General features: G+C 66.6%; 25 protein-coding genes. 12 read left to right on the forward strand and 13 right to left on the reverse strand.

The features are described 5' to 3' along the window. Positions 1–8: 8 nt before the first annotated feature. Positions 9–566 carry a GNAT family N-acetyltransferase gene (locus tag BMX36_RS10125; RefSeq protein WP_093064841.1) on the reverse strand — a complete coding sequence of 186 codons (558 nt, stop codon included), beginning with the start codon at positions 564–566 and terminating at the stop codon, positions 9–11. Beyond that, on the reverse strand, positions 566–1,555 hold the full coding sequence (gene hemB / locus BMX36_RS10130; RefSeq protein WP_093064843.1) for a porphobilinogen synthase: 990 nt from the start codon (positions 1,553–1,555) through the stop codon (positions 566–568). Before hemB ends, BMX36_RS10125 begins: the two co-directional genes overlap by 1 nt. A 76-nt stretch (positions 1,556–1,631) precedes the next feature. Here hemB and BMX36_RS10135 point away from each other — a divergent pair, with 76 nt between their 5' ends. Next, positions 1,632–2,531: a diacylglycerol/lipid kinase family protein gene (locus tag BMX36_RS10135; RefSeq protein WP_093064845.1), complete on the forward strand. Its 900-nt coding sequence runs from the start codon at positions 1,632–1,634 to the stop codon at positions 2,529–2,531. 22 nt (positions 2,532–2,553) lie between these two features. Here the strand turns inward: BMX36_RS10135 and BMX36_RS10140 are convergent, their stop codons facing one another. The 3 genes from BMX36_RS10140 to BMX36_RS10150 all read right to left on the reverse strand — a co-directional run bounded on the left by BMX36_RS10140 (position 2,554) and on the right by BMX36_RS10150 (position 5,744). Further along, a complete protein-coding gene (locus tag BMX36_RS10140) occupies positions 2,554–4,017 on the reverse strand; it encodes an MATE family efflux transporter (RefSeq protein WP_093064847.1) in 1,464 nt (487 codons plus the stop codon). Between the two features lie 230 nt (positions 4,018–4,247). Beyond that, positions 4,248–4,679 carry a CoA-binding protein gene (locus BMX36_RS10145; RefSeq protein WP_093064849.1) on the reverse strand — a complete coding sequence of 144 codons (432 nt, stop codon included), beginning with the start codon at positions 4,677–4,679 and terminating at the stop codon, positions 4,248–4,250. A 114-nt stretch (positions 4,680–4,793) separates the two neighbouring features. After that, a complete protein-coding gene (locus tag BMX36_RS10150; protein ID WP_066775533.1) occupies positions 4,794–5,744 on the reverse strand; it encodes an Mrp/NBP35 family ATP-binding protein in 951 nt (316 codons plus the stop codon). 74 nt (positions 5,745–5,818) lie between these two features. Between BMX36_RS10150 and hflK the strand changes: the two genes are divergently transcribed. The 6 genes from hflK to BMX36_RS10180 all read left to right on the forward strand — a co-directional run bounded on the left by hflK (position 5,819) and on the right by BMX36_RS10180 (position 13,669). Further along, positions 5,819–6,913 (forward strand): protease modulator HflK, encoded by a 1,095-nt coding sequence (gene hflK / locus BMX36_RS10155; protein WP_066775531.1) that lies wholly within the window; start codon positions 5,819–5,821, stop codon positions 6,911–6,913. After that, on the forward strand, positions 6,910–7,782 hold the full coding sequence (gene hflC, locus BMX36_RS10160) for a protease modulator HflC (protein ID WP_093064851.1): 873 nt from the start codon (positions 6,910–6,912) through the stop codon (positions 7,780–7,782). Before hflK ends, hflC begins: the two co-directional genes overlap by 4 nt. Positions 7,783–7,895: 113 nt before the next feature. Continuing rightward, positions 7,896–9,431 (forward strand): Do family serine endopeptidase, encoded by a 1,536-nt coding sequence (locus BMX36_RS10165; protein ID WP_066775545.1) that lies wholly within the window; start codon positions 7,896–7,898, stop codon positions 9,429–9,431. 136 nt (positions 9,432–9,567) lie between these two features. Then, the gene (locus BMX36_RS10170) at positions 9,568–11,145 is read left to right on the forward strand and encodes a helicase HerA-like domain-containing protein (RefSeq protein WP_093064853.1); all 1,578 of its coding nucleotides are present in this window, start codon (positions 9,568–9,570) and stop codon (positions 11,143–11,145) included. A gap of 185 nt (positions 11,146–11,330) precedes the next feature. Continuing rightward, positions 11,331–12,890 carry a peptide MFS transporter gene (locus BMX36_RS10175; RefSeq protein ID WP_231731687.1) on the forward strand — a complete coding sequence of 520 codons (1,560 nt, stop codon included), beginning with the start codon at positions 11,331–11,333 and terminating at the stop codon, positions 12,888–12,890. A gap of 98 nt (positions 12,891–12,988) precedes the next feature. Next, entirely contained in the window at positions 12,989–13,669 is a 681-nt protein-coding gene (locus tag BMX36_RS10180) for an NnrU family protein (RefSeq protein WP_093064857.1), read from the forward strand. A 1-nt stretch (position 13,670) separates the two neighbouring features. Here the strand turns inward: BMX36_RS10180 and BMX36_RS10185 are convergent, their stop codons facing one another. The 6 genes from BMX36_RS10185 to BMX36_RS10210 form a co-directional block, all read right to left on the reverse strand. Then, positions 13,671–14,213 carry a molybdenum cofactor guanylyltransferase gene (locus BMX36_RS10185; RefSeq protein WP_093064859.1) on the reverse strand — a complete coding sequence of 181 codons (543 nt, stop codon included), beginning with the start codon at positions 14,211–14,213 and terminating at the stop codon, positions 13,671–13,673. Positions 14,214–14,299: 86 nt separating this feature from the next. Then, complete coding sequence (locus BMX36_RS10190) at positions 14,300–14,839, reverse strand: glycine zipper 2TM domain-containing protein (protein ID WP_093064861.1); 540 nt, start codon at positions 14,837–14,839, stop codon at positions 14,300–14,302. Between the two features lie 94 nt (positions 14,840–14,933). After that, positions 14,934–15,362, reverse strand: a complete 429-nt coding sequence (locus BMX36_RS10195) for an OsmC family protein (RefSeq protein ID WP_093064863.1) — start codon at positions 15,360–15,362, stop codon at positions 14,934–14,936. Positions 15,363–15,434: 72 nt separating this feature from the next. After that, a complete protein-coding gene (locus tag BMX36_RS10200) occupies positions 15,435–15,743 on the reverse strand; it encodes a glycine zipper 2TM domain-containing protein (protein ID WP_066775515.1) in 309 nt (102 codons plus the stop codon). A 428-nt stretch (positions 15,744–16,171) separates the two neighbouring features. Then, on the reverse strand, positions 16,172–16,990 hold the full coding sequence (gene dapD / locus BMX36_RS10205; protein ID WP_093064865.1) for a 2,3,4,5-tetrahydropyridine-2,6-dicarboxylate N-succinyltransferase: 819 nt from the start codon (positions 16,988–16,990) through the stop codon (positions 16,172–16,174). Further along, on the reverse strand, positions 16,987–17,652 hold the full coding sequence (locus BMX36_RS10210; protein ID WP_093065485.1) for a pyrimidine 5'-nucleotidase: 666 nt from the start codon (positions 17,650–17,652) through the stop codon (positions 16,987–16,989). The genes dapD and BMX36_RS10210 overlap by 4 nt, the downstream gene beginning before the upstream one ends. A 180-nt stretch (positions 17,653–17,832) precedes the next feature. On the opposite strand from BMX36_RS10210, the gene BMX36_RS10215 reads away from it, so the two are divergent. Next, positions 17,833–18,828, forward strand: a complete 996-nt coding sequence (locus tag BMX36_RS10215; protein WP_093064867.1) for an LLM class flavin-dependent oxidoreductase — start codon at positions 17,833–17,835, stop codon at positions 18,826–18,828. Positions 18,829–18,892: 64 nt separating this feature from the next. Here BMX36_RS10215 and metF read toward each other — a convergent pair whose 3' ends face one another. Beyond that, the gene (gene metF, locus BMX36_RS10220) at positions 18,893–19,834 is read right to left on the reverse strand and encodes a methylenetetrahydrofolate reductase [NAD(P)H] (protein WP_093064869.1); all 942 of its coding nucleotides are present in this window, start codon (positions 19,832–19,834) and stop codon (positions 18,893–18,895) included. Then, positions 19,831–20,814 carry an ArsR/SmtB family transcription factor gene (locus BMX36_RS10225; protein ID WP_066775505.1) on the reverse strand — a complete coding sequence of 328 codons (984 nt, stop codon included), beginning with the start codon at positions 20,812–20,814 and terminating at the stop codon, positions 19,831–19,833. Before BMX36_RS10225 ends, metF begins: the two co-directional genes overlap by 4 nt. Before the next feature lie 159 nt (positions 20,815–20,973). Between BMX36_RS10225 and BMX36_RS10230 the strand changes: the two genes are divergently transcribed. The 4 genes from BMX36_RS10230 (at position 20,974) to BMX36_RS10245 (ending at position 23,229) form a co-directional block, all read left to right on the forward strand. Next, on the forward strand, positions 20,974–21,291 hold the full coding sequence (locus BMX36_RS10230) for a hypothetical protein (protein ID WP_093064871.1): 318 nt from the start codon (positions 20,974–20,976) through the stop codon (positions 21,289–21,291). A 38-nt stretch (positions 21,292–21,329) separates the two neighbouring features. Further along, positions 21,330–21,479, forward strand: coding sequence for a hypothetical protein (locus BMX36_RS10235; RefSeq protein WP_256210723.1), 150 nt, complete (start codon positions 21,330–21,332; stop codon positions 21,477–21,479). Beyond that, the gene (locus BMX36_RS10240) at positions 21,476–22,420 is read left to right on the forward strand and encodes an aldo/keto reductase (RefSeq protein WP_093064875.1); all 945 of its coding nucleotides are present in this window, start codon (positions 21,476–21,478) and stop codon (positions 22,418–22,420) included. The genes BMX36_RS10235 and BMX36_RS10240 overlap by 4 nt, the downstream gene beginning before the upstream one ends. 134 nt (positions 22,421–22,554) lie before the next feature. Continuing rightward, positions 22,555–23,229 (forward strand): L,D-transpeptidase family protein, encoded by a 675-nt coding sequence (locus BMX36_RS10245; protein ID WP_093064877.1) that lies wholly within the window; start codon positions 22,555–22,557, stop codon positions 23,227–23,229. Positions 23,230–23,234 lie beyond the last annotated feature (5 nt).

Consider the following 23,234-nt stretch of genomic DNA (forward strand, 5'->3'; position numbering starts at 1 on the left):
GGTCGATCTTACAGCCCGGCGGGGCGGGAGATCCGGTAGGTCACGGTGCGGCGCCGGGGATCATCCACGGCGAACAGCGGGTGATCGAAGTCTGACGCGGGATCATGCGCCATGCCGAGCCGCTCCATCAGCAAGCGGCTTTTCGCGTTGCTCTCGGCAGTAATGGCCACGATCGCGTCTTCTGTTCGGTTCGCCCAGCCCCAGGCGATCGCGGCAGCAGCCGCCTCGCGCGCATAGCCGGTCCCCCAGAACGGCACCGCGAGCATCCAGCCGATTTCCAGCATGCCCGCGATCGGGGTGTGCGGGGCCCCCGGCTTCAGCCCGCAAAAACCGATCGTCGCCCCACCCTCGCGGAGCACCAGGGCACGAAAGCCGAGCGGCGCGTAAGAGGCGTGGCGCGCGATCGCCATGTCGCTTTCCGCCGCATTCTTCAGCGGCCCGAGATCGGCCATGACCGCCGGATCCGCCCACATGTCGTGGAGCGGCGCGCGATCCTCCGCCTGGGGCACACGCATCAGCAAGCGGCCGGTCTCGATCGCCACCGGAGCAAGAGACGCGTCAGCCATCAACCGAGCAAGCGTGCGGCGTGCACCGCGTGATAAGTGAGGACGCCCGAGCAACCCGCGCGCTTGAACGCCGTCAGCGTTTCCAGGACCATCGCGTCGCGATCCGCGGCGCCGGCCGCCACCGCCGTCTCGATCATCGCATATTCGCCGGACACCTGATAGGCGAACACCGGCACCTCAAACCGCTCCTTCACGCGGCGCGCGATGTCGAGATACGGCAGGCCGGGCTTGACCATCACGCTGTCCGCCCCCTCCGCCAGATCGAGCGCGACTTCGCGGAGGGCTTCCTCCGCATTGCCGTAATCCATCTGATACGTCTTCTTGTCGCCTTTCAGCAGGCCGCGGCTGCCGACCGCATCGCGGAATGGGCCGTAAAAGGCGCTCGCATATTTGGCGGCATAGGCCATGATCTGGACATTGTGGTGGCCGGTCCCTTCCAGCGCCGCGCGGATGGTGCCGATCCGGCCATCCATCATGTCCGACGGGGCGACGATATCGGCGCCGGCCGCCGCCTGATTGAGCGATTGGCCGACCAGCGCCTCGACCGTCGCGTCGTTCAACACATAGCCGGCCGCATCCACCAGCCCGTCGTGGCCGTGCGCGGTATAAGGATCGAGCGCGACATCGGTGAGGATGCCGATATCCGGGACCGCATCCTTGATCGCACGGATCGCGCGGCACATCAGATTGTCGGGATTGAGCGCCTCGCGCCCATCCTCCGTGCGCAGCGCCGCCGGCGTGTTCGGAAAGAGCGCCAGGCAGGGGATGCCGAGCGCCCGTGCCTCCTTCGCCCGCGCGACGATGAGGTCGACTGACCAGCGCGACACGCCCGGCAGGCTGGCGATCTGCTCCTCCGTATCCTGCCCTTCCGTGACGAACAGCGGCCAGATCAGATCGGCGGGCGTCAGCGTCGTTTCGCGATGCAGCCGCCGGCTCCAGTCGGCGGCACGGGTGCGGCGCATGCGCAGCGCGGGAAAGGAAGCGTGCATGGCGCTGCCTTGCGCCCGCGATACGCCCCGCGCAAGCGTTACGGGGGCGAATCGGCCTGCCGTGCGTTGGGGCGGCATGAGCGAGATCCGGTCGGCCGCGTTGATCGTCAACGCCAAGTCACGCAAGGGACAGAAGCTATTCCGGCGCGCGTGCAAGCGGCTGGAAGAGCTGCCTTTCACCGTCGACGCCCATGCCGTTCAGAAGCCCAAGCACCTGGAACGGACCGTCCGTCATGCGCTGTCGAAGAAACCGGATCTAGTGATCCTTGGCGGGGGTGACGGGACGGTCAGCGGTCTGGTCGATCTGCTGCTTGGCGAAGACGTGATCCTTGGCGTCCTGCCGCTTGGCACCGCCAACAGCTTCGCCCGCACCCTTGGCCTGCCGCTGGACGTGGACGGCGCGATCGAAGTGCTGGCGACGGGCGTGCCGAAGCGGATCGACCTGGGCATGATCGACGGCGACTATTTCGCCAATTGCGCGGCGATGGGCCTGTCGCCGCAGATTGCCGAAACGGTGCCGCACAATCTGAAAAAGGTGCTTGGGCGGATCGGCTATCTAGGTTGGGCCGGGCTACAATATCTGCGCTTCCGACCATTCATCCTGACGGTGGACGACGGAACGGAGGAAAAGCGAATGCGGGTGGTGGAGGTGCGCATCTCCAATGGCCCGTATCATGGCGGCACCTGGCTGGTGGACGAGGCCAAGGTCGATTCGGGGCAGATCGTGGTGCAGGCCGTCACCGGCCGGTATCGCCGCACGCTGCTGAAGAACTGGTTTGCCAACATCCTTGGCCTTGCAGCACGGCACCAGGACACGGTCACCTTCTCCGGCCGTGAGCTGAAGATCGACACCCGCCCCAGCCTGCCGATCTCGATCGACGGCGAAGTGCTAGCGCACACACCGGTACGGGCGCGGATCGCGCCGGGAGCGATACGCGTGATGGTGCCGCGCGAGGCGCAGCAGCAGGCGGGCTGATCGGGCAGCGCCCAGGCGGTGGCTAGACCGCCGGCTTGAGCGTGCCGGCGGGCTCGATATCGGCGTGGCTCCGCTCCTCGCAATGCTCCTCCGGGACGAGCAGGCCGCCCTCCCGCCAGCGGCCGAAGCGGTAATAGAGCGCCGCCAGCAGGGCGTTTGCCCCTGACCCCACGGGAAAGCTCCACCACAGCGCATCCGACCCGATCAGCGGCAGCAGCGCATAGGCGACCCCAAGCCGAACGGGGAACATGGCGACCGTCATGATCAGCAGCGGCCCCCAAACGGCGCCATTGGCGCGGATCACGCCGAACAGCACCATGGTCGCGCCGAACATGATGAAGCCCCAGGTCGCCAGCAGGTTGATATGCTGCGCGATCGGCACGACCGGGCTGCCGCCCGGAATGAACAGGCCGATGATCACCGTGTCGAACAACAGCACCAGCGCCACCGTCGCGCCGGTGATGAGGATATTGTAGATGAGGCCGGCACGCGTGATCCGCGCGACGCGATCCCAGCGGCCGGCACCGATATTCTGCGCCGCCATCGCCGACACGGCAGCGCCGATCGCCATGGCGGGCATCTGAACATAGCCCCAGAGCTGCTGCACGATCCCATAGGCCGCGACGGTATCGATGCCGCTGCGATTGACGAGCCCGACCATTGCCAGCGCCGATACCGACAGGACCAGCATCTGCGCGCCGATCGGCACGCCCTTGCCGACGATCGTACGCACCAGTTCGCGCTCGGGAAGGATGTAGCGGATCTCCGCGCCCTTCAACCGCAGCGGCAGATCGCGCCACGCGATCCACGCCACCAGCGCGCCGAGCGCGACGATATTGGCGATCAGGGTAGCCGTGGCGGAGCCGGCGATGCCCATGCGGGGAAACGGCCCGATGCCGGCGATGAGCAGCGGGTTCATCACCGCATCGACCAGAACGGCAAGCCCCATGAACCACAAGGGCGTGACGGAATCGCCAGTGCCCCGCAGACCCATGAACATGAGCACGAGCAGCATGGACGGCGGCAGCGCGAGAAAGATGACGCGCAGATAATCCAGCGCCGGCTCGAACGCGTCCGGCGGAGTGGCGAGGACGACGAGGATTTCAGGCGCGAAGATCCAGCCCAGCGTGCCCACGATCACCGATCCGGCGAGCACCAGCCCGATGGCGGAGCCAAAGGCACGTCGCGCCGCCTCCACATCGCGCCGGCCCCAGCTCTGGCCGACGATGATGGTCGCCGCCATCCCGAAGCCGAACACGGCGCCGAACATCAGGAACATGATGATATTGGCGTTGGACGTGGCGGCCAGCGCGCCTTCGCCCAGGAAGCGGCCAACCCAGATCGTGTTGATCGAGCCGTTCAGCGACTGCAGAACATTGGATGCCAGAGTGGGAAGCGCGAACATCAGCAGCGCCGAGCCGATCGGACCTTTGGTCAGATCGCGCTGCCCGGCACGGCCATGAACCTGGGTGATCGGTTCGTCCATGTCGCCCCCTCCTAAGCTCTTGCGCCGGCTTGTTGCCGGTTCTCACCCCTGCATGCGGCACGTCCAACCGGGCGACAAGGTGAATTCACGTTCGACAACCCGGCTGTTTGCTGGCGCGGCGACCGGAACCAGAGGGAGAAAGGGGGCGACATGGCTTCGACGGAAGGTACGTGCGCCGGCATCTTCCTTGTGCAGCCGAGCGGAAGCGGCACGGACCGGTCGACCGGCGCCTAGCTCTCGATCCGTGCCACGCCCAGGCGCGGGATGTCGATCGCAGGGCACCGGTCCATGACGACCTTCAGCCCCGCCGCTTCCGCACGCGCGGCCGCCTGCTGGTTGATGACGCCCAATTGCATCCAGACGAATTTCGCGCCGGCGGCGATCGCCTCATCCACCGCATCGCCCGCCGCTTCCGACCGGCGGAAGATATCGACCATGTCGATCGGCTCGCCGATCTGGGAAAGCTCGCGAAAGACATATTCGCCGTGAACATGCTCCCCGGTGATCTGCGGGTTGACCGGGATCACGCGATAGCCGTGCGCCTGCAATTCGCGCATCACGCCATAGCTCGGGCGATCGGGACGGTCCGAAGCTCCGACCAGCGCGATGGTGCGCGTTTCCTCTAGCAGCGCCTTGATGTCGGCATCGGCGGTCAGGGGCATGATGGGCCTTTCGACACGTGGGTGGACCCGTTCACGGCATCCCGTGCAAAGGAGCCGTTCGCCGGGGTCCGCTCGTGCCGCAGCCCTGATGCATACGGCACGACCGGTCCTTTGCTAACGCGCGCCGCCCCCGCCGGTTTCAAGCCAGTCGGCAACCCGCCCAGCAAGTGGGCGGAAGATCGCGTCGTCCGCCTCGGCAGCCGGCGGACGCCCGGCATCGGAAGCGGTGCGGATGCCGATGGTCAGCGGCACACGACCCAGAAACGGCACGCCCAGATCGCGCGCCGCCGCCTCCGCGCCGCCCTGGCCGAACGGGTCGGACGCCTCGCCGCAATGCGGGCAGACATAGCCGGCCATGTTTTCGACCAGACCGATGATCGGCACGCCCGCCTTGTTGAAGAGATCGATCGCGCGCGTCGCATCGATCAGCGCCAGATCCTGCGGTGTGGAGACGATGACCGCGCCGGCGGGGCGATATTTCTGGATCATCGTCAGCTGCACGTCCCCCGTGCCCGGCGGCAGATCCAGCACCAACGTGTCGGCGGCGCCCCAATCGGCCTCCACCAATTGCCCCAGCGCACCGGCGGCCATCGGCCCGCGCCAGGCGATCGCCTTGCCCGGCTCGATCAGTTGGCCCATCGACAGCATCGGCACCCCATAAGGCGTCGACACCGGCAACAGCACCTTGTCCTTCGCCTCCGGCCGCTGCCCTTCCGCCGCCATCAGGCGCGGCTGCGAGGGACCGTAAATGTCCGCATCGACCAGCCCGACCCGGCGACCATGCTGGCGAAGCGCAATCGCTAGGTTCGCCGCGAGCGTGGACTTGCCGACACCGCCCTTGCCGCTGGCGACCGCGATGAGCTTTCGGCTGGCGCGCTCCGCCGTTACCACCACCCGCGCGGCCGGGCCCGCCGCCATGCGGACGGCCGCCTCCAGCGCATCCCGCGCCTTTGCGTCCAGCCCCGTGGCGTCCAGCACCACGCCGACCCGCTCACCCTCGACCCGCACCGTGGCGCGCGCGCCGGCAACGGCGGCTACCGCCTGTTTCACGTCATTCTGATCCATGACCACGGGCCGTTACGCCCTTCGCGGCCGAGTGGGCACTGTTTTTCGCAGACAGGACACCTATAAAGACTGACATGACCATCCTGCCACAGTGGCTGCGCCGACCTTCGATCCTGATGAACGACTCCTCCAACGGACCCTGGGGCGGCGGCGGTGGCGACGACAATGGCGGTGCGCCGCGCAACCCCTGGGCGGTGCCGCCCAGCGGTCGAAAGGGCGCGGCCAAGCCGACCGCCCTGGACGAGTTCCTCAAAAAGGCGCGCGGCGGCGGCTCTGGCGGTGGCAGCGGCGGCCCGCAGCTGCCGCTCGGCACCAATCCGCGCAACCTGTGGCTGATCGGCCTGGCGCTGGTGGTGGCCGTGTGGGTGATCTTCACCTCGCTCCACCAGATCGGGCCGCAGCAGCGCGGCGTGGTGACGTTTCTGGGCCGCTATTCCGGCATGCTGGAGCCGGGCTTCCGCCTGACGCTGCCGGCGCCGCTGGTGGCGGTGCAGAAGGTGGACGTGGAAGCGGTGCGCGTGGATGAATTTCCGCGCGACGGCAGCGAAAACGTGCTGACGGGCGACCAGAACATCATCGACCTGGCCTATACCGTGCGCTGGCGGGTGGATAATCCGCGCGACTTCGTCTTCGAGATCAAGGATCCGGTGGAAACCGTGCGCGCCACGGCCGAAAGCGCGATGCGCGCCGTGCTGGCGACGACCACGCTGAACCAGGCGATCGGCGCCGGCCGGACCGACATCGAGGCGCGGGTCGCGCAGATGATGCAGCAGATCCTGAACGATTATAACGCCGGCGTGCGCGTGCAGGGCGTGTCGATCCGCCAGGCGGCGGCACCGGCCAGCCTGATCGACGATTTCAACGCGGTGACCGCGGCGCAGCAGGAGGCGGTAGCCAATCTCAACAACGCGCGCAGCTATTCGCAGCAGGTGATCGCGCGGGCGCAGGGCGAGGCCGCGTCGTTCGACAAGGTGTACGAACAATATCGTCTTGCGCCCGAAGTGACGCGCCGCCGCATGTATTACGAGACCATGGAGGCCGTGCTGGCCAAGACCGACAAGACCATCGTGGAAACGCCGGGCGTCGCCCCGCTGCTGCCGCTGGATCGCGCGCGCAAGCTGCAGGAACCGCAGGTTGACGTTGCCCAGCCGCAGGGAGGCGCACGATGAGCGGCGTGACCCGTAATCCGGTTGCCATCGCCTTTCTGGCGCTGGCCGCCGCGATCCTCGCCGCCATGACCTTCGCGATCGTGCCGGAGACCAAGCAGGCCGTCGTGCTGCGGCTCAACAATCCGGTGGGCCAGCCGGTGAACCAATATCAGCCCGGCCAGGTGATCGGTCGTACGGGCGCCGGCCTGATCGCGCGCATCCCGTTCATCGACAAGATCGTGTGGGTCGACAAGCGCGTGCTGGACGCCGATCTCGACAATACCTTGGTGCTTTCCACCGACCAGCTGCGGTTGAACGTGGATGCCTTTGCGCGCTTTCGCATCGTCGATCCGCTGCGCGCCGTGACCTCCACCGGCAGCACCTCCAACACCGAGGAGCGTGTCGCGGATCAGCTTCGCCCGCTGCTCGGCACGGCGCTGCGCAACGAGCTTGGCAAGGTGCCGTTTGCGGTGCTGCTGAGCCCGGAACGCGGCAAGGTGATGGATGCGATCCAGGCGTCGTTGCAGCGTGACGCCCGCCAATATGGCGCCACGATCGTGGACGTGCGCATCAAGCATGCGGACCTGCCCGACGGCAGCCCGCTCGACAGCGCGCTGCAGCGGATGCGCACCGCGCGCCAGCAGGAGGCGAACACGATCCGCGCCCAGGGCCAGAAGCAGGCGCAGATCGTTCGCGCCGAAGCCGATGCGACCGCCGCACGTATTTATGCCGAGGCGTTCAGCAAGGATGCGGGCTTTTATGACTTCTACCGCGCGATGCAGTCCTACCGGCACACGTTCGGCGCCGACGGCGGCCCGCGTCCGGAAGGGTCGACGAGCATTATCATGAGCCGCGACAATGCCTATCTGAAGGAATTCAACGGCCGTTAGGTCGGCAACGAGGACGCGCCTGGTTCATTGAACATTCAAACGCCGTTCATCGACCGGGCGGCATTATCCAACGGTTAGGCCGGACCCGGCCAAACGAGAGGAACATGACGATCGTGCGTTACGCCTACGCCCTCACTGGTGCCCTACTCCTTGGCGGCACGGCCGCCTCGCTTGCGCTGCAAAATCCGGCAACAGCGCAAAGCGCGCAGAACGAGCCGGGCTCGATCCAGGCCACTGCGCCGCGCGCCGGCGCGCCGATGAGCTTCGCCGACATGGTGGCGAAGCTGCAGCCGGCTGTGGTGAACATTTCCACCGACCAGCGCGTGACGGTTGCGCAGCCGGCAAACCCGTTCTCCGGCACGCCCTTCGCCGAATTCTTCGGTCAGTTTGGTGGTGGTCGCGGCCAGAATGGCGCGCCCGTCACCCGCGAGGCGCAATCGCTGGGGTCGGGTTTCATCATTTCGCCGGACGGCTATGTCGTCACCAACAATCACGTGGTCGCGCCGGGCAACAGCCGCGCCACGGTGGAGGCGATCCGCGTCACCCTTCCCGACCGCAAGGAATATGTGGCCAAGCTGATCGGCCGCGACGCCGCATCCGACCTCGCGCTGCTGAAGATCGATGCCAAGAGCCCGCTGCCGTACGTGAAGTTCGGCGACTCGGCGCGTGCGCGCGTCGGCGACTGGGTGGTGGCGATCGGCAATCCGTTCGGCCTGGGCGGCACGGTGACGGCGGGCATCGTTTCCGCCGTTCACCGCGTGACCGGCCAGGGCGGTGCCAATGACCGCTTCATCCAGACCGACGCCTCGATCAACCAGGGCAATTCGGGCGGGCCGATGTTCAACCTGAACGGCGAAGTGATCGGCATCAACAGCCAGATCTTCTCCCAGTCGGGCGGCAACATCGGCATCGGCTTCGCCATTCCGGCGGAGGACGCCAAGCCGATCATCGACACGCTGATGAAGGGCAAGGCGGTACAGCGCGGCTATATCGGCGTCAGCATCCAGCGCCTGACGGACGATATCGCGGCGGCGCTGAACCTCCCGAAGGATTCGGGCGAGATCATCGCCCGCGCCGAGCCGGGTGGCCCGGCCGCCAAGGCTGGCCTGCGCGCAGGCGACGTGGTGACGCGCGTGAATGGTACGCAGGTGACGCCCGATACGACGCTGTCGTACCTGGTCGCCAATGTGCCGCCGGGCGAGCAGGCGAAGCTGGATGTGATCCGCGATGGCCGCCCCACCAGCGTGACGGTCACCACGGCGGTTCGCCCGGCCGAGGAGCAGCTCGCCCAGCAGCTCGGCAATGACGACAGCTTCTCCGAGAATGATGAATCGGAAACACCGGCGGCCGGCGATGCCAATGGCATCGGCGTGACGGTGCAGCCGCTCACCCCGGCGATCGCGCGTCAGGTGGGTGTCGACTCCACCGTGCAGGGTGTCGTGATCAGTGCGGTGGATGCGACCAGCGACGCCGGCCAGAAGCTGCGTCGCGGCGACGTGATCGTATCGGTCAATTCGGTGCCGGCGCGCACGCCGGCCGATGTCGCCCGCGGGGTGCAGCAGGCCAAGGCCGCCGGCCGCCCGCAGGTGTTGCTGTCGGTGGTCCGCGGTCGCAACCCGGCCGTGTTCATCGCCGTCAAGCTCAAGTAAGCGCGATAGCAGCGAACGGATATGGGGGCCTCGCACCACGGTGCGGGGCCCCTTTTCTTTGCCGGTCAGCAGGCGGCGAACGGCTCGACATGAGCGGGCGCGAGATCATAGAAAAGATCAAGGGCGGGAGGGTGACATGGGCGACACGATCTTCATCGGCGCAGGCGAGAACGGCGCCAATCCGCAGCAGCTGAACCTTCGCCTGGCCAATCGGCACGGCCTGATCGCGGGCGCAACCGGCACCGGCAAGACCGTGACCGTGCAGGGCATCATCGAAAACCTGTCCGCCGCAGGCGTTCCCTGCTTCGTCGCCGATGTGAAGGGCGACCTCGCCGGGCTTGCCATGCCGGGCTCGCCGCTCGCCAAGGCGCACACGGCCTTTGCCGAGCGCGCGAGCGCCATCGGCCTTTCAGATTGGCACTACGCCGAGGCGCCGGTGCAATTCTGGGACCTGTATGGCGAAAAGGGCCACCCGATCCGCACCACCATATCGGAAATGGGCCCGGTGATGCTCGCCCGGTTGTTGGGGCTGAACGAGGTGCAGGAAGGCGTGCTCACCATTGCCTTCCATGTCGCGGACGAAGACGGCCTGCTGCTGCTCGATCTTGATGACCTGCAGGCGATGCTGGCGCATTGCGCGGAGCGTGCACGCGAACTCACCAGCACCTACGGCAATGTATCGAAGCAGTCGGTCGGCGCCATCCAGCGTGCGCTGCTGCAGCTGCGCAGCCAGGGCGGCGAGCGTTTCTTCGGCGAGCCGGCACTCGACCTTGCCGATTTCCTGCGCACCGACGACAGCGGGCGCGGAGTGGTGAACATTCTGGCCGCGGACCGGCTGATGGCCGCGCCGAAGCTCTACGCCACCTTCCTGCTGTGGCTGCTGTCGGAATTGTTCGAAACCCTGCCCGAAATCGGCGATCCCGATCGCCCGAAGCTGTGTTTCTTCTTCGACGAAGCGCACCTGCTGTTCGACGACGCCCCGCCAGCGCTGGTCGACAAGATCGAGCAGGTGGTGCGGCTGATCCGATCCAAGGGGGTCGGCGTCTATTTCATCACACAGAACCCGATCGACATTCCCGATACGGTGGCGGGGCAGCTCAACAACCGCATCCAGCACAAGTTGAACGCCTTCACGCCGCGCGATCAGGCGGCGGTGCGCAGCGCGGCCACCACCTTTCGCGCTAGCCCCGGGATTGACGTGGCGGCTGCCATCACCGAGCTGAAGATCGGCGAGGCGCTGGTGTCCTTGTTGCAGCCGGACGGCGCGCCCTCCCCTGTTACACGCTGCCTGATCCGTCCGCCGGCCAGTCGCGTGGGACCGATAACGGCAGAGGAGCGCAGCATCCTGCTGAGCACGGACGCGGTCGGCGACCGATATGATCAGGCGGTGGATCGCGAATCCGCCGAAGAACTGCTCGCCGCGCGCACTGCGCAAGCCGTGCAGGAGCGCGAGCAGGCAGAGGCGGGCAAGGCAGCGGACGGGCGTGACAAAGCGGACGCCAGTGCGGCCCGCGCTGCCGAGCGCGAGCAGCGCGCCTCCCCGTGGAATCAGGCCATCGCCTCCGCCACCCGCGCGGCCGGCTCCTCGATCGGGCGCCAGGTGGCCAATGAGCTGGGCAGACAGGTATTCGGCTCCGGCCGCAAGAGGGCGAGCGGCGGATTGATGGGCTCGATCGTGCGCGGCGTGCTGGGCGGGTTGTTTCGCGCCCGGTAAGGCAAGAGTAGCGGCTTGGGACCGCCAGCGCGGTCGTTGCAATCGCAACAACTGCTTTGGTCTTGCCGATTTGCGCGCTAGGTTGATTCCTTTAGGGGGGCCCCGTTTCCCCCGGCATCGTACCATCGGGGAGCGTATTCTTGCCCATCATCCCGTTGATCGCATTCGGCTTCCTTGCGATCCTGTTGGCCGGCGGTGTCGCCGGCGTCGTCAAGAAGGGCCCGGAATTCCTGGGTCATCCCAAAGGGCTGTACGTCCTGTTCTTTGCCGAAATGTGGGAGCGCTTCTCCTATTACGGCATGCGGGCACTGCTGATCTTTTATCTGACCAAGCACTGGCTGTTCGATGACGGCAAGTCCAACCTGATCTACGGTGCCTATACCAGCCTGGTCTATATCACCCCGGTGCTGGGCGGCTATCTGGCCGATCGATTCCTGGGGCAGCGCAAGGCGGTGACGTTCGGCGCCGTGATGCTGACGCTGGGGCACCTGCTGATGGCGGTGGAAGGCGATGGCGGCCAGGGTTCGGCGGCGATCAACATCTTCTGGCTGGCGCTGGCCTTCATCATCGTGGGCACCGGCTTCCTGAAGGCCAACATCTCGGTGATCGTGGGCCAGCTCTATCCGCTGACCGACACGCGCCGCGACGGTGCGTACACGATCTTCTACATCGGCATTAACACCGGCGCGGCGATCGGCACGATCATGGCTGGCTGGCTGGGCGAGACCTATGGCTGGGCCTATGGCTTCGGCGCGGCGGGCGTCGGCATGCTGGCGGGCCTTATCGTGTTCATCCTGGGCAAGCCGCTGCTGCTGGGCAAGGGCGAGGCGCCCCGGCCGTTGGCGGCGCGAACCGAATGGTCGCTCTATGGCGTCGGCCTCGCTTCGGTCGCGGTTATCTGGGCCCTGGTGCAATATCAGGATGTTATCCAGACGCTGCTGATCATTTCCGGCATTGCCATGCTCGGCTACGTGCTGTTCGAGAGCTTCAAGCTGGAGCCGCATGCGCGCGACCGGATGTTCGCGGTGCTGTTCCTGATCGCGCTGAACCCGGTCTTCTGGGGCCTGTTCGAACAGGCTGGCGGCAGCCTCAACCTGTACACCGACCGCTATGTCGATCGTGGCGGCGTGCCGGCGTCGCTGTTCCAGTCGATCAACCCGATCTACATCGTGCTGCTCGGCCCGATCTTCGCCGGTTTGTGGGTTTTCCTGGGCAAACGCGGCCTCGAGCCGTCGGCGCCGGCCAAATTCGGCCTTGCGCTGGTTCAGGTCGGCCTGTCTTTCCTTGTCTTCGTCTGGGGCGCGCAGAGCGTCGGCCTGGAAGTTGCGACGCCGGTGTTCTTCGTGTTCGCCATCTACTTCCTGCAGACCACCGGTGAGCTTTGCCTCTCGCCCGTCGGCCTCAGCGCGATGAACCGACTGGCACCCAAGCACCTCGCCAGCCTGATCATGGGCGCCTGGTTCTACATGACCGCAGTCGGCAATTTCGTGGCCGGCAAGATCGGCGAAGCGACCGGCGGCGAAAGCGGCGAGATGACCAAGGAGGCGACCCTGGCGGTTTATTCCACCATCGGCTGGTGGACGATCGGCATCGCGGCGGCCGTCCTCGCGCTCAGCCCGCTGGTGCGCCGCTGGATGCACCTCGACACGCTGCGCGATGACGTGGATCATGCCATGGCGGGCGAGGCGGAACTCGCCCAGCCGGAGGCGGCCGGGCTGGATACCCGCGGGGAGACGCGGCACTGAGCGCGTTCCGCCACCACGCACAAACCCGCCGCTCCGGAACACACCGGAGTGGCGGCGAGGAGATCAAGGCCTAGGATCAACCGGCGGGAGAGGCACCGATGGGTAATGTCGTGGCGGCAGCACTGGCGTTCGTAGGAACCCATTTCCTCCTGTCGCACCCGCTGCGACGACCGATCGTGGGTGCCGTCGGCGAGAGGGGCTTTCTGGGCATCTACAGCCTGGTTGCCGCGGTGACGCTCGGCTGGCTGGCGCTGGCCTATCGCACCGCGCCGCCCGCTGTGCCGCTCTGGCCGGTCGGCGACATTCTGTGGGCAATCGGCACCCTGCTGATGCTGGCGGGCGCCATCCTGTTCATGGGATCGCTGATCCGCAACCCGGCCCTGCCGCAAGCCGCGGCGGGCAGCGTGCCCGAGGCGCGCGGCGTATTTGCGATCACCCGCCATCCGATGATGTGGGGATTTGCCCTGTGGGGCGTGGTCCACATCCTCGTCTTTCCCGACCCGTCGAACATCGTGCTGGCGCTGGCGATCATCGTGCTCGCGCTGGTCGGCGCGCATCTGCAGGACCGGAAAAAGGAGCGGCTGCAGCCCGACTTCTGGCGCGAGTGGGAGCGGCGGACGAGCTATTGGCCGTTTGCCGCCATTGCCGGCGGTCGCGCGCGAATGGGCAAGATCGGCATGCATGCGCTGGCCGGCGGGACGGTCGTATGGCTCGCGGCGAGCTGGGCGCATATTCCGCTTGCGGGGTGGCCGGCGGGCATCTGGCGCTGGATCGCCTGAGCTAGCGGTCGAGCGCCGCGAGATCCGCCGCGGTGTTCACGTTCGGCGGCACCGTCGGCAGTGTCACCGCGCGTGCGTTCACCGCTGACGCCCAGCGGCGGACGGCGCGGGGCTGATCCGTCGCCAGCCAGGTGGCGAGATGATCCGTCAGCGTTACGGGCCACCAGCCGAGCACGGGAAGCGCAGCGACATAGGCTGCGCCCTCCCCGCCCAGCAATGGCACGAGATCGGACGGCAGCACCGGCGCGTCGCAGGGCGCACTCAGCACCACCGCATAGCCATTCGCCCGTGCCCAGCGCAGTGCGCCCGCAATCGCGCCGAGTGGTCCGAGGCCAGGCACGGGATGATCGGGCACGCTGACCAGCGGGCCGTGCAGACGGCCCACCACCACCAGCGTGTCGGCCTGTGCCGCCAAAGCGGTGGCGACATGATCGATCAGCGGCACGCCCTGAAGCAACGCCATCGCCTTGTCCGAGCCGAAGCGGCTGGCAGCCCCACCCGCCAGGATCGCGCCGACAATGCCCTGCGCCTTCGTCACCTGCATATTCCCGCTCCAAACGCCACATGCCAAAGGGCCCGGCGATTGCTCACCGGGCCCAAGGTACGCGCCGTTACATCCGGCAGAAAGGGTTAGCGGCAGACCACCTGGCCGCGATCAACGGAGCTACCCAGCAGAGCGCCGGCACCCGCACCGATCAGCGCACCCAGCGTGTTGGACCCGCCATTGGCCAGCAGGCTGCCGAGCACACCGCCACCGATGCCGCCGATGATCAGGCCCGTGGTGCCATCCGAGCGGCGGCAGTAGTAACGCCCGTTATAGCCGCGATAGACCCGGTCGTTGCGGCTCAGGCGACGCTGCTGATAATAGCGGCCGTCGCGATAGAAATTGTCGGCGTAATAACGGCGCTGACCCGGGGGAAGGCGGTTGTAATCGAAGCTGCGCCACTGCTGGCGATCGCGGCGCCAGTCCTGGCGGGCGTCCCGCACATCACGGCGATAATCCCGCTGCGCGTCGCGCACGTCGCGCCGCGAGTCTGCGCGCCGCATATCATCGCGGTAATCGCGGCGGGCATCGCGGATGTCCTCGCGATACTCCCGGTTGGCCTGCGCCTGCACCGGAAGGGCGGTGACAGTCGTCGCGGCCAGTGCGGCGGCAAGAATGATACGCATGGAACAACTCCTCACTGACTATGCCGCAACAACCTTCGATCAGCGTGGTAAGTTGCGTGAACGAAAAACTACGTCTCGTTCATCTTACCGAAAGTCACGCGTCCAGCGTGATTGACAGAGTAATTTCAGCATTCAAGAGCTTGGAAACAGGACAGTTCTTTTTGGCTTCCGCGGCAATCCGGTCAAAGTCGTCCGGCGAGATTCCCGGAACTTTGGCGTGGAGATCCAATGCCGATTTGGTGATGGTGAAACCTTCACCATCTTTTTCCACCGTCACCTTGGCACTGGTTTCCAGTGAGCCGTCATGGTGTCCGGCGCCCGCAAGCGCGAAGCTGAGCGCCATGGTGAAGCAGCTGGCGTGTGCGGCGGCGATCAGCTCTTCGGGATTGGTGCCGGGTTCGTTTTCGAACCGGGTGGCGAAGCCATATGGCTGTTCGCTGAGTGCACCCGACTGGGTCGACACCCAGCCCTTGCCATCTTTTCCCAGACCTTCGTACCGGGCGGAACCATTGCGTGTCGGCATTGATCTTCTCCTCACGCGTGCGGGGCGCGACCATCACGATCGCGCCCCGACATCAGATTGATTGAACCGTGATTAGCGGCAGCGACGTTCGCTCGTGCCGCGCTCCACTTCGCGGCCGGCCAAGGCGCCGACCGCAGCACCGCCGAGCGTGCCGAGCGTACGGTCGCCGCGGGTGTCGATGGTGCGGCCGAGCAGCGCGCCGGCAACGCCGCCGACGATCAGGCCGGTGGTGCCATCGGGCTTGCGGCAACGCCAGCGGCCGTCATTGCCCTTCCACTCCCGATACTTGTAGCGGCGCTGCGCATCCGCATCGGTGGTGGTGACTACGAGGCTCGGCAGAACCATCGCGGAGGCGCCGAGCGCCAGCATCAACTTACGCATTTTACACTCCCTCAAAAAGAATACGGACGTCATGAAACAGGTACGCGACCGTAACGTGCGCTACTGACGCAGGTTGCATGAACCTGACACAACGTCGCGTTCATCTCGGGACAGCGGGGATGCGGGGCTTGGGCCTGCCGATTGGAGGTTGAAAGTTCGGTCCGACCCGACCGGTTTCGACGGGCATGGCCCGATGCCTCCGTTCGCACCGGGATTGGCGAGGCGCGCCTGTCGACTAGCCCAGGGTAAGCGGGGCTGGTGGGGTCGACTGGGGTCAGTTGCGAGGCGAACTGGCGGGCGATGCGGCAATCATTGCCACTTTCCGAACTGGACCCTGGCCTTCGCCGGGGTCCAGGCCAGGTCGGTCAAATCCGGGACTGCGGCAGCGGGTGAAAGGCGCCGCTTGCGCCTCCCCCCGCATTCGCCGTTCAGTCGCGCAAAAGTTCGTTGATGCTGGTCTTGGACCGGGTGCGCTCGTCGACGCGCTTCACGATCACCGCGCAATACAGCCCAAGGTTGCCGCCGCCGGTCGAACCGGGCACGACCACGGCATAAGGCGGCACCTCGCCGATGAACGTCTCGCCCGTGGCACGATCGATGATCTTGGTGGAGGCGCCCAGATACACGCCCATCGACAGCACGGCGCCCTCGCCGACGCGCACGCCCTCGGCCACTTCGGAACGCGCGCCGATAAAGGCGCCGTCGCCGATGATCACGGGATCGGCCTGGAGCGGTTCAAGCACGCCGCCGATGCCGACGCCGCCCGACAGGTGCACGTTCTTGCCGATCTGCGCGCACGATCCGACAGTCGCCCAGGTGTCGACCATCGTGCCCTCGCCGACATAAGCGCCGATGTTGACGAAGCTGGGCATCAGGATCGCGCCCTTGCCGATGAAGGCGCCGCGGCGCGCCACGCTGCCGGGAACGGCACGGAAACCGGCGGCGCGGAACTCGACCTCGCTCCAGCCGGAAAACTTCGACGGTACCTTGTCGAACCAATGGCCCGCGCCCGGGCCATTATCGATCAGGGCATTGTCGTTCAGGCGGAAGGACAGCAGCACGGCCTTTTTCAGCCACTGATTCACGCGCCAGCCACCATTGCCATTAGGCTCCGCGACGCGCGCCGAACCGGAATCGAGCAGCGCGAGCGCACGATCCACCGCGATCCGCACCTCGCCCGCCGTGGTGAGGCCGATCTGCGCGCGGTCTTCCCACGCCGCGTCGATGATTGCTTCGAGGTCGCTCATGCCGATTCCAATATTCCTTCAAGCCACGCCGTCAGATCGGGCGTGGTATAGTCGATGAAGCTGCGGTCCGGATCGGCGGCCTGTTCGGAGCCATTGTCGACCCAGACGGTGGTCATGCCGATCGCCTTTGCCGGCGCAAGATTGCGCGCCATATCATCGGCGAACAGCGCGGTCGCCGGATCGATCGACAGCGCCGCGCACAGGCCCGCATAAGCGGAGGGCGCGGGCTTGGGGGCCAGATCCATGGCGTGGATGTCGTGGATCGCCTCGAACGATTCGCCCAGGCCCAGCCGTTCCAGCACCCGCGTCGCGTAAGGCGCATCGCCATTGGTGAAGACGACCTTGCGGCCGGGCAGCTTGGCAACGGCGGCGGCGAGCGGAACATTCTCCTCCAGCACGTCCATCTCGATATCGTGCACGAAGGCGAGAAAGTCGTGCGGATCCACGTGATGCTCCGCCATCAGCCCGGCGAGCGTCGTGCCGTGCCCAAGGAAATAGGCCTTCTGGATACGCCGCGCCTCGACCCGGTCCACTCCGAGCAGCCGGGCGATATAGTCCGTCATCTTCACGTCGATGCGTGCGAAGAGATCGGCGCTGGACGGATATAGCGTATTGTCGAGATCGAAGATCCAGGCGCGGACATGGGCGAGATCCGGGGGGATACCTGGCGTCATGCCGCGCTGGTTACGAAGCGGGGCGAGGTTCGGCAAGCCAATCCTCCCTTGTCCGTGCGAAGAGGAGATTGGCGGCGCAAGAAGCGGCACTGCCCGGCATAGCAGAGCTTGGGCAGAGCGAAGCGCGGGCTGGTTGCGAAGTGCAACTCGCCGGCCCACATCCCTGGCATGACCCGATATTCGCTGCTCGATCTCGTCCCCGTCGTCGAAGGCGGCACCGTCGCCGGCGCGCTCGCCAATGCGGCCGACCTGGCCCGCCATGCCGAGGCGCATGGCTTCAACCGTTACTGGGTTGCCGAACATCACGGCATGGAGGGGATCGCCTCCGCCGCGACCGCCGTCGTCATCGCGCATGTCGCGGCGGCGACGCGTACCATTCGCGTGGGCGCGGGCGGGATCATGCTGCCCAACCATGCGCCGCTGCAGATTGCGGAACAGTTCGGCACGCTGGACGCGCTGTTTCCCGGACGGATCGATCTTGGCCTGGGCCGTGCGCCGGGCAGCGACCAGCGCGTGGCGCGTGCGATCCGCCGCACGCTGGACAGCGATCCCAACGCTTTTCCGAACGATGTGGTGGAGCTGCAGAGCTATTTCGCCAATGACGGGCGGACCGGCATCGTCGCGACGCCGGGCGCTGGGGCGAAGCCGGACCTGTGGATCCTCGGCTCCTCGCTATTCGGGGCGCAGCTCGCCGCGATGCTCGGCCTGCCCTATGCCTTTGCCTCGCACTTCGCGCCGGATGCGCTCGATCAGGCGATGGACATCTACCGCCGCGATTTCCGCCCCTCGGCGCAGCTCGATCGGCCCTATGCAATGGCGGGGTTCAACGTCTTCGCGGCCGACACGCGGGCGGAGGCCGAGTTGCTCGCCAGTTCGCAGCAGCAGCAGTTCGTGGCGCTGCGCACCGGCAATCCGGGCAAGATGAGGCCGCCCGTTCCCGGCTATCGCGAATCGCTGCCTCCGATGCACGCGCGCATCCTGGATTCGGTCCTGTCATGCAGTGCCATCGGCGACCGGGACGATGTGGCAGCGGGGATCGCCGCTTTCGTGAAGCGCACCGGGGTGGACGAGGTGATGCTGACGAGCAGCATCTACGATCACGAGGCGCGCAAGCGCAGCATCGCCATCGCGGCCGAGGCGATGCGGGTGCCCGAGGCGGCGTAACCGCCGCCGGCGACCGGATCACGCAACCCAGCGCGGTCCAGCGTGATCCGGGCCGGTTGTTCGTTCAGGCCGCCGCGCGCACCGCATCCGGCTTCGCCCGCAGGCCGAGCAGATGGCAGATGGCGAAGCTCAGCTCGGCGCGGTTCAGGGTATAGAAGTGGAACTGCTTCGCCCCGCCGGCATACAGCTTGCGGCAAAGCTCCGCCGCGAGCGTCGCCGAAACGAGCTGACGCGCGGCGGGCAGATCATCGAGCCCGGCGAACAGCCGCCCCATCCACGCCGGAACCTCCGTCCCGCACATCGCCGACATGCGCTGAACCGCCGCGAAATTGCTGACTGGCATGATGCCGGGCACGATCTCCACGTCCATCCCGGCCGCAGCGACGGCATCGCGGTAGCGGAAGAACACGTCCGGCGAGAAGAAGAACTGACTGATCGCGCGGGTCGCCCCGGCGTCGATCTTGCGCTTCAGATTGTCGAGATCGGCCGCAGCGTCCGACGAATCGGGATGGCATTCGGGATAGCAGGCGACCGAGATCTCGAACGGGTGAAGCCGACGCAGCCCCTCGACCAGCGCGGCAGCGTTTTCATAGCCACCCGGATGCGCCGCATAGCGCTCCCCCGCGCGCGGCGGATCGCCGCGCAGGGCAACGATGTGACGGACGCCGGCGGACCAATATTCGTCCGCCACCGCATCGATTTCGTCGCGCGTCGCCTCGACACAGGTCAGGTGCGCGGCGGCCGGCACGGCGGTTTCGCGGGCGATCCGCGCCACGGTGGCATGGGTGCGCTCGCGCGTGGAACCGCCCGCGCCATAGGTGACCGACACGAAGCGAGGGCCGAGCGGCGACAGCGTCGCGATCGAATCCCACAAGGTCGCTTCCATCGCTGCCGACTTGGGCGGGAAGAATTCGAAGCTGACGTCGATATCGCCCGCCACATCGGCGAACAGCGGCGCTTCAAGCGCGTGGCGCGCTTCTTCCAGCTGATTGATCGAAAGGGTCATGCCGCCTCTACCTCGTGAATTGTGGCACGCGGCTGTTTCATGCCGCCGGGTGCCGGCTTGCGCCCAAGCCAGATCTTTACGGTCAGTTCGCCGCCCTCCAGCGTCTCCGTCTGCTCGACCGTGAGGCCCGCAGTGTCGAACCAGCCTTCGATCTGCGCATCCGAAAAGCCGAGCCGGGTGTGCGCATCCTGGGCGCGCAGCTCCTCCCGATCATGCGGCGCGAAGTCCGCGATCAACAGCCGCCCGCCAGGGGCCAGTGCGCGGGCGGCCTCAACGATCGCCGCGCCGGGCTGCTGCGCATAATGGAGCACATGGTGAACAATCGCCACGTCGGCGCCGGCATCCGGCAGCGGCAGCGAATACAGATCCGCCTGGCGCAGCTCCGCATTGGCAAGGCCGCGCTCGCCGATCTTGGCCCGCGCGATGCGCAGCATTTCCGAGCTGCGATCGATACCTAGCGCCGTGCTGGCGCGCGGCGCGAACAGCTCGATCATCCGCCCCGTGCCGGTCCCGATATCGACCAGCCGGCCGAGCGGCGCGTCGCCCAGCAGCCGCTGCATGGCAATCTCCACCTCGCTTTCCGCAACGTGAAGCGAGCGGATCGCATCCCATTCGCTGGCATGCGCCTCGAACCATTGCGACGCCGACGAGGCGCGGTCCGCACGGACGGCGGCAAGGCGGGCGGCGTCGGTTGCCCCCTCCGCATCGGCGAACTCGCCATCCAGCGCGTCGATCGCCGCCAGCACCGGATCGACCAGACGGCGCGCACCCAGCGCCACGAAGACCCAGCTGCCTTCCTTGCGACGCTCCGTCAGGCCCGCATCGCACAGGATCTTCACGTGCCGGCTGACACGCGGCTGACTTTGCCCGAGCACCAGCGCCAATTCGCCGACCGACAATTCCATCGACCGCAGCAAGCGAAGGATGCGGAGCCGCGAAGAGTCCGCCAAAGCACGAAAGGTTTCCAACGCCTGGGTCACGCGAATAGATATAAAGATATCTTTATATCTCGTCAAACAAAGAGACATGCTGGCATGGGAAGCGGATCGGCGGAAATCGTTGCGGACCCAAAACGCCTGCGCGACGTTGGAGGCGCTGACGCCGCTTGCGGCATCGCGTAATCAAGAGGGAGAGAGTTGATGAAATATTTTGCCATCGCCGGCCTTGCCGCCGCCGTTGCCCTGGGCGCGTGCAGCCCGAATGCGCAGAACGAGACGGCCGAAGCGGCCAATGCCGTCGGTTCGGACGTGAGCGCCACCACCGACGAAGCGGTGGACGATGTGGATGCGGCAACCGATCAGGCGCTCGGCTCGGCCGAAGCCGCGCTGGATAACGCCGGTGAGAGCGCCGAGCGTGGCGCGGAGCGGGCCGGCAGCGCCATCTCCAACTCGGCCGATCGCGCCGCTGACGCCACCGGCGAGGCACTGACCGATGCTGGTAACGAGCTGAAGAACTGATGATCCTTGCCGGAAGGGGAGCGCGATGCGCGCTCCCCTTGGCATTGCTGCTTGCCGCCTGCTCAGGCGAGCCGACGGCGCCCGGCGCGCCCACGGCGGACGAAGAGCGACAGCTGAACGAAGCGGCGGCCATGCTCGAGGCCAACAGCGTGACGCTGGACAATATGGACGACGGAGCCGTGAAGTGAAGCAGCGCTTGGGATCGTCCGACCTGGAAATCGCGCCATTGGTGCTTGGCGGCAACGTCTTTGGCTGGACGGCGGATCGGCAGGCGAGCTTCGCCGTGCTCGACGCCTTTGTTGCCGGCGGCGGCACGATGATCGACACCGCCGATGTCTATTCCGCCTGGGCACCGGGCCATCAGGGCGGCGAGTCCGAAGCCGTGATCGGCGAGTGGCTGAAGGCGTCGGGCAAACGCGACCAGGTTCTGATCGCCACCAAGGTCGGCATGTTGCCCGGTGAGGGCGGCGAGAAGCTGGCGCCCGCCCGCATCGCCGCGGCATGCGAGGCATCGCTGAAGCGCCTTGGCACCGACCGAATCGACCTGTATTTCGCGCATCAGGATGATGAGGCGACGCCGCAGGAAGCTGCGCTCGAAGCGTTCGCCCGGCTGGTCGATGCCGGCAAGGTCCGCGTGCTGGGTGCCTCTAACTTCCACGCGGCGCGGCTGAAATCCGCCAATGAGAAGGCGCGTGCGGCCGGCCTGCCCCGCTATGACGCGCTCCAGCCCGAATATAATCTGGTCAGCCGCCACAAATTCGAAGGCGAGCTGCAGGATTATTGCGTGGAGCAGAATGTCGGGGTGACGCCTTATTACGGGCTCGCCTCCGGCTTCCTCACCGGCAAATATCGCTCGCGCGAGGATCTGTCCAAAAGCGTGCGCGGCGGCCGTATGTCTGAATTGCTCGACGGCAAGGGCGGCAAGGTGCTGCACGCGCTGGACGCCGTTGCGGGAGAGACGGGCGCAACGCTGGCGCAGATTTCGCTCGCATGGCTGATCGCGCAGGACGGCGTAACCGCGCCGATCGCCAGCGCGACCAGCGTGGCGCAGATCGAGGAACTGCTGCCGGCAATGACGCTGGAGCTCTCGCGCGAACAGCTCGACCGGCTGACAATGGCGGGTACCTGACGTTGCAGCATGAGGTCCGGGAGGTCGGCGCACTGGTTGCCGGCGGGTGCAATGGCGTCGGCGGCACCGGCCTGCTACGCACGTTAACCGTGTCGCATCAGTCCAGCGCAACCATCGGGGCCTAAGGCAGGATCATGTCGTCCCGCCTTCGCCTTCTGCTCGCCGTGCTGGTGGTCGCCATCGGCGCATCGGTCTTTTACATGATCCGCGCGCCTCAGCAGCCCGCGCCAGCGGTACAGGCGCGGGCCAATGATGCGAAGTCGGAGGACGCGCCGGCCGTGGCACAGGCGGCCGTCGCCGCGGCGCCGGCCTCCGTCGCGGGGCCAGAAGCCGATCCTGACGCTTATACGGTCAAGTCGATCCTGCCGATCGACGGCCCGCTGAAGATGGGCGATCATCATTGGGACGAGAGCGCCGCGCCTGCGACCGGTACGATCGTCATCACCGTCGATCTCGCCGCGCAGGTGCTCAGCGTCTTTCGCGATGGGCATGAAATTGGCGCGGCGGCGATCCTGTTCGGCGCGGATGCGAAGCCGACGCCACTCGGCGTCTATCCGATCACGCAAAAGGACAAGGATCACGTCTCCAACATCTATGATGCGCCGATGCCGTACATGCTGCGCCTGACCAATGACGGCGTCGCGGTTCACGCCAGCAATGTGGCGGACGGCTATATGACCCATGGCTGCATCGGCGTGCCGCTGCCGTTCGCCAAGAAGCTGTTCGAGACGGTGAAGCTTGGCGACAAGGTGATCATCACCCGCGGCGAGACACTTGAGCTAGGCCAGGCGGTGAAGGCCGCCGCCTAGCCCCG

It is taken from the genome of Sphingomonas sp. OV641 (genome assembly GCF_900109205.1).
GTDB lineage: Bacteria > Pseudomonadota > Alphaproteobacteria > Sphingomonadales > Sphingomonadaceae > Sphingomonas.

Excerpts from the sequence above, each read along its gene's own strand:
- BMX36_RS10125 (WP_093064841.1), bottom strand. The coding sequence starts at position 566 with ATGGCTGACGCGTCTCTTGCTCCGGTGGCGATCGAGACCGGCCGCTTG.
- hemB (WP_093064843.1), bottom strand. The coding sequence starts at position 1,555 with ATGCACGCTTCCTTTCCCGCGCTGCGCATGCGCCGCACCCGTGCCGCC.
- BMX36_RS10135 (WP_093064845.1), top strand. The coding sequence starts at position 1,632 with ATGAGCGAGATCCGGTCGGCCGCGTTGATCGTCAACGCCAAGTCACGC.
- BMX36_RS10140 (WP_093064847.1), bottom strand. The coding sequence starts at position 4,017 with ATGGACGAACCGATCACCCAGGTTCATGGCCGTGCCGGGCAGCGCGAT.
- BMX36_RS10145 (WP_093064849.1), bottom strand. The coding sequence starts at position 4,679 with ATGCCCCTGACCGCCGATGCCGACATCAAGGCGCTGCTAGAGGAAACG.
- BMX36_RS10150 (WP_066775533.1), bottom strand. The coding sequence starts at position 5,744 with ATGGATCAGAATGACGTGAAACAGGCGGTAGCCGCCGTTGCCGGCGCG.
- hflK (WP_066775531.1), top strand. The coding sequence starts at position 5,819 with ATGACCATCCTGCCACAGTGGCTGCGCCGACCTTCGATCCTGATGAAC.
- hflC (WP_093064851.1), top strand. The coding sequence starts at position 6,910 with ATGAGCGGCGTGACCCGTAATCCGGTTGCCATCGCCTTTCTGGCGCTG.
- BMX36_RS10170 (WP_093064853.1), top strand. The coding sequence starts at position 9,568 with ATGGGCGACACGATCTTCATCGGCGCAGGCGAGAACGGCGCCAATCCG.
- BMX36_RS10180 (WP_093064857.1), top strand. The coding sequence starts at position 12,989 with ATGGGTAATGTCGTGGCGGCAGCACTGGCGTTCGTAGGAACCCATTTC.
- BMX36_RS10185 (WP_093064859.1), bottom strand. The coding sequence starts at position 14,213 with ATGCAGGTGACGAAGGCGCAGGGCATTGTCGGCGCGATCCTGGCGGGT.
- BMX36_RS10190 (WP_093064861.1), bottom strand. The coding sequence starts at position 14,839 with ATGCGTATCATTCTTGCCGCCGCACTGGCCGCGACGACTGTCACCGCC.
- BMX36_RS10195 (WP_093064863.1), bottom strand. The coding sequence starts at position 15,362 with ATGCCGACACGCAATGGTTCCGCCCGGTACGAAGGTCTGGGAAAAGAT.
- BMX36_RS10200 (WP_066775515.1), bottom strand. The coding sequence starts at position 15,743 with ATGCGTAAGTTGATGCTGGCGCTCGGCGCCTCCGCGATGGTTCTGCCG.
- dapD (WP_093064865.1), bottom strand. The coding sequence starts at position 16,990 with ATGAGCGACCTCGAAGCAATCATCGACGCGGCGTGGGAAGACCGCGCG.
- BMX36_RS10215 (WP_093064867.1), top strand. The coding sequence starts at position 17,833 with ATGACCCGATATTCGCTGCTCGATCTCGTCCCCGTCGTCGAAGGCGGC.
- metF (WP_093064869.1), bottom strand. The coding sequence starts at position 19,834 with ATGACCCTTTCGATCAATCAGCTGGAAGAAGCGCGCCACGCGCTTGAA.
- BMX36_RS10230 (WP_093064871.1), top strand. The coding sequence starts at position 20,974 with ATGAAATATTTTGCCATCGCCGGCCTTGCCGCCGCCGTTGCCCTGGGC.
- BMX36_RS10245 (WP_093064877.1), top strand. The coding sequence starts at position 22,555 with ATGTCGTCCCGCCTTCGCCTTCTGCTCGCCGTGCTGGTGGTCGCCATC.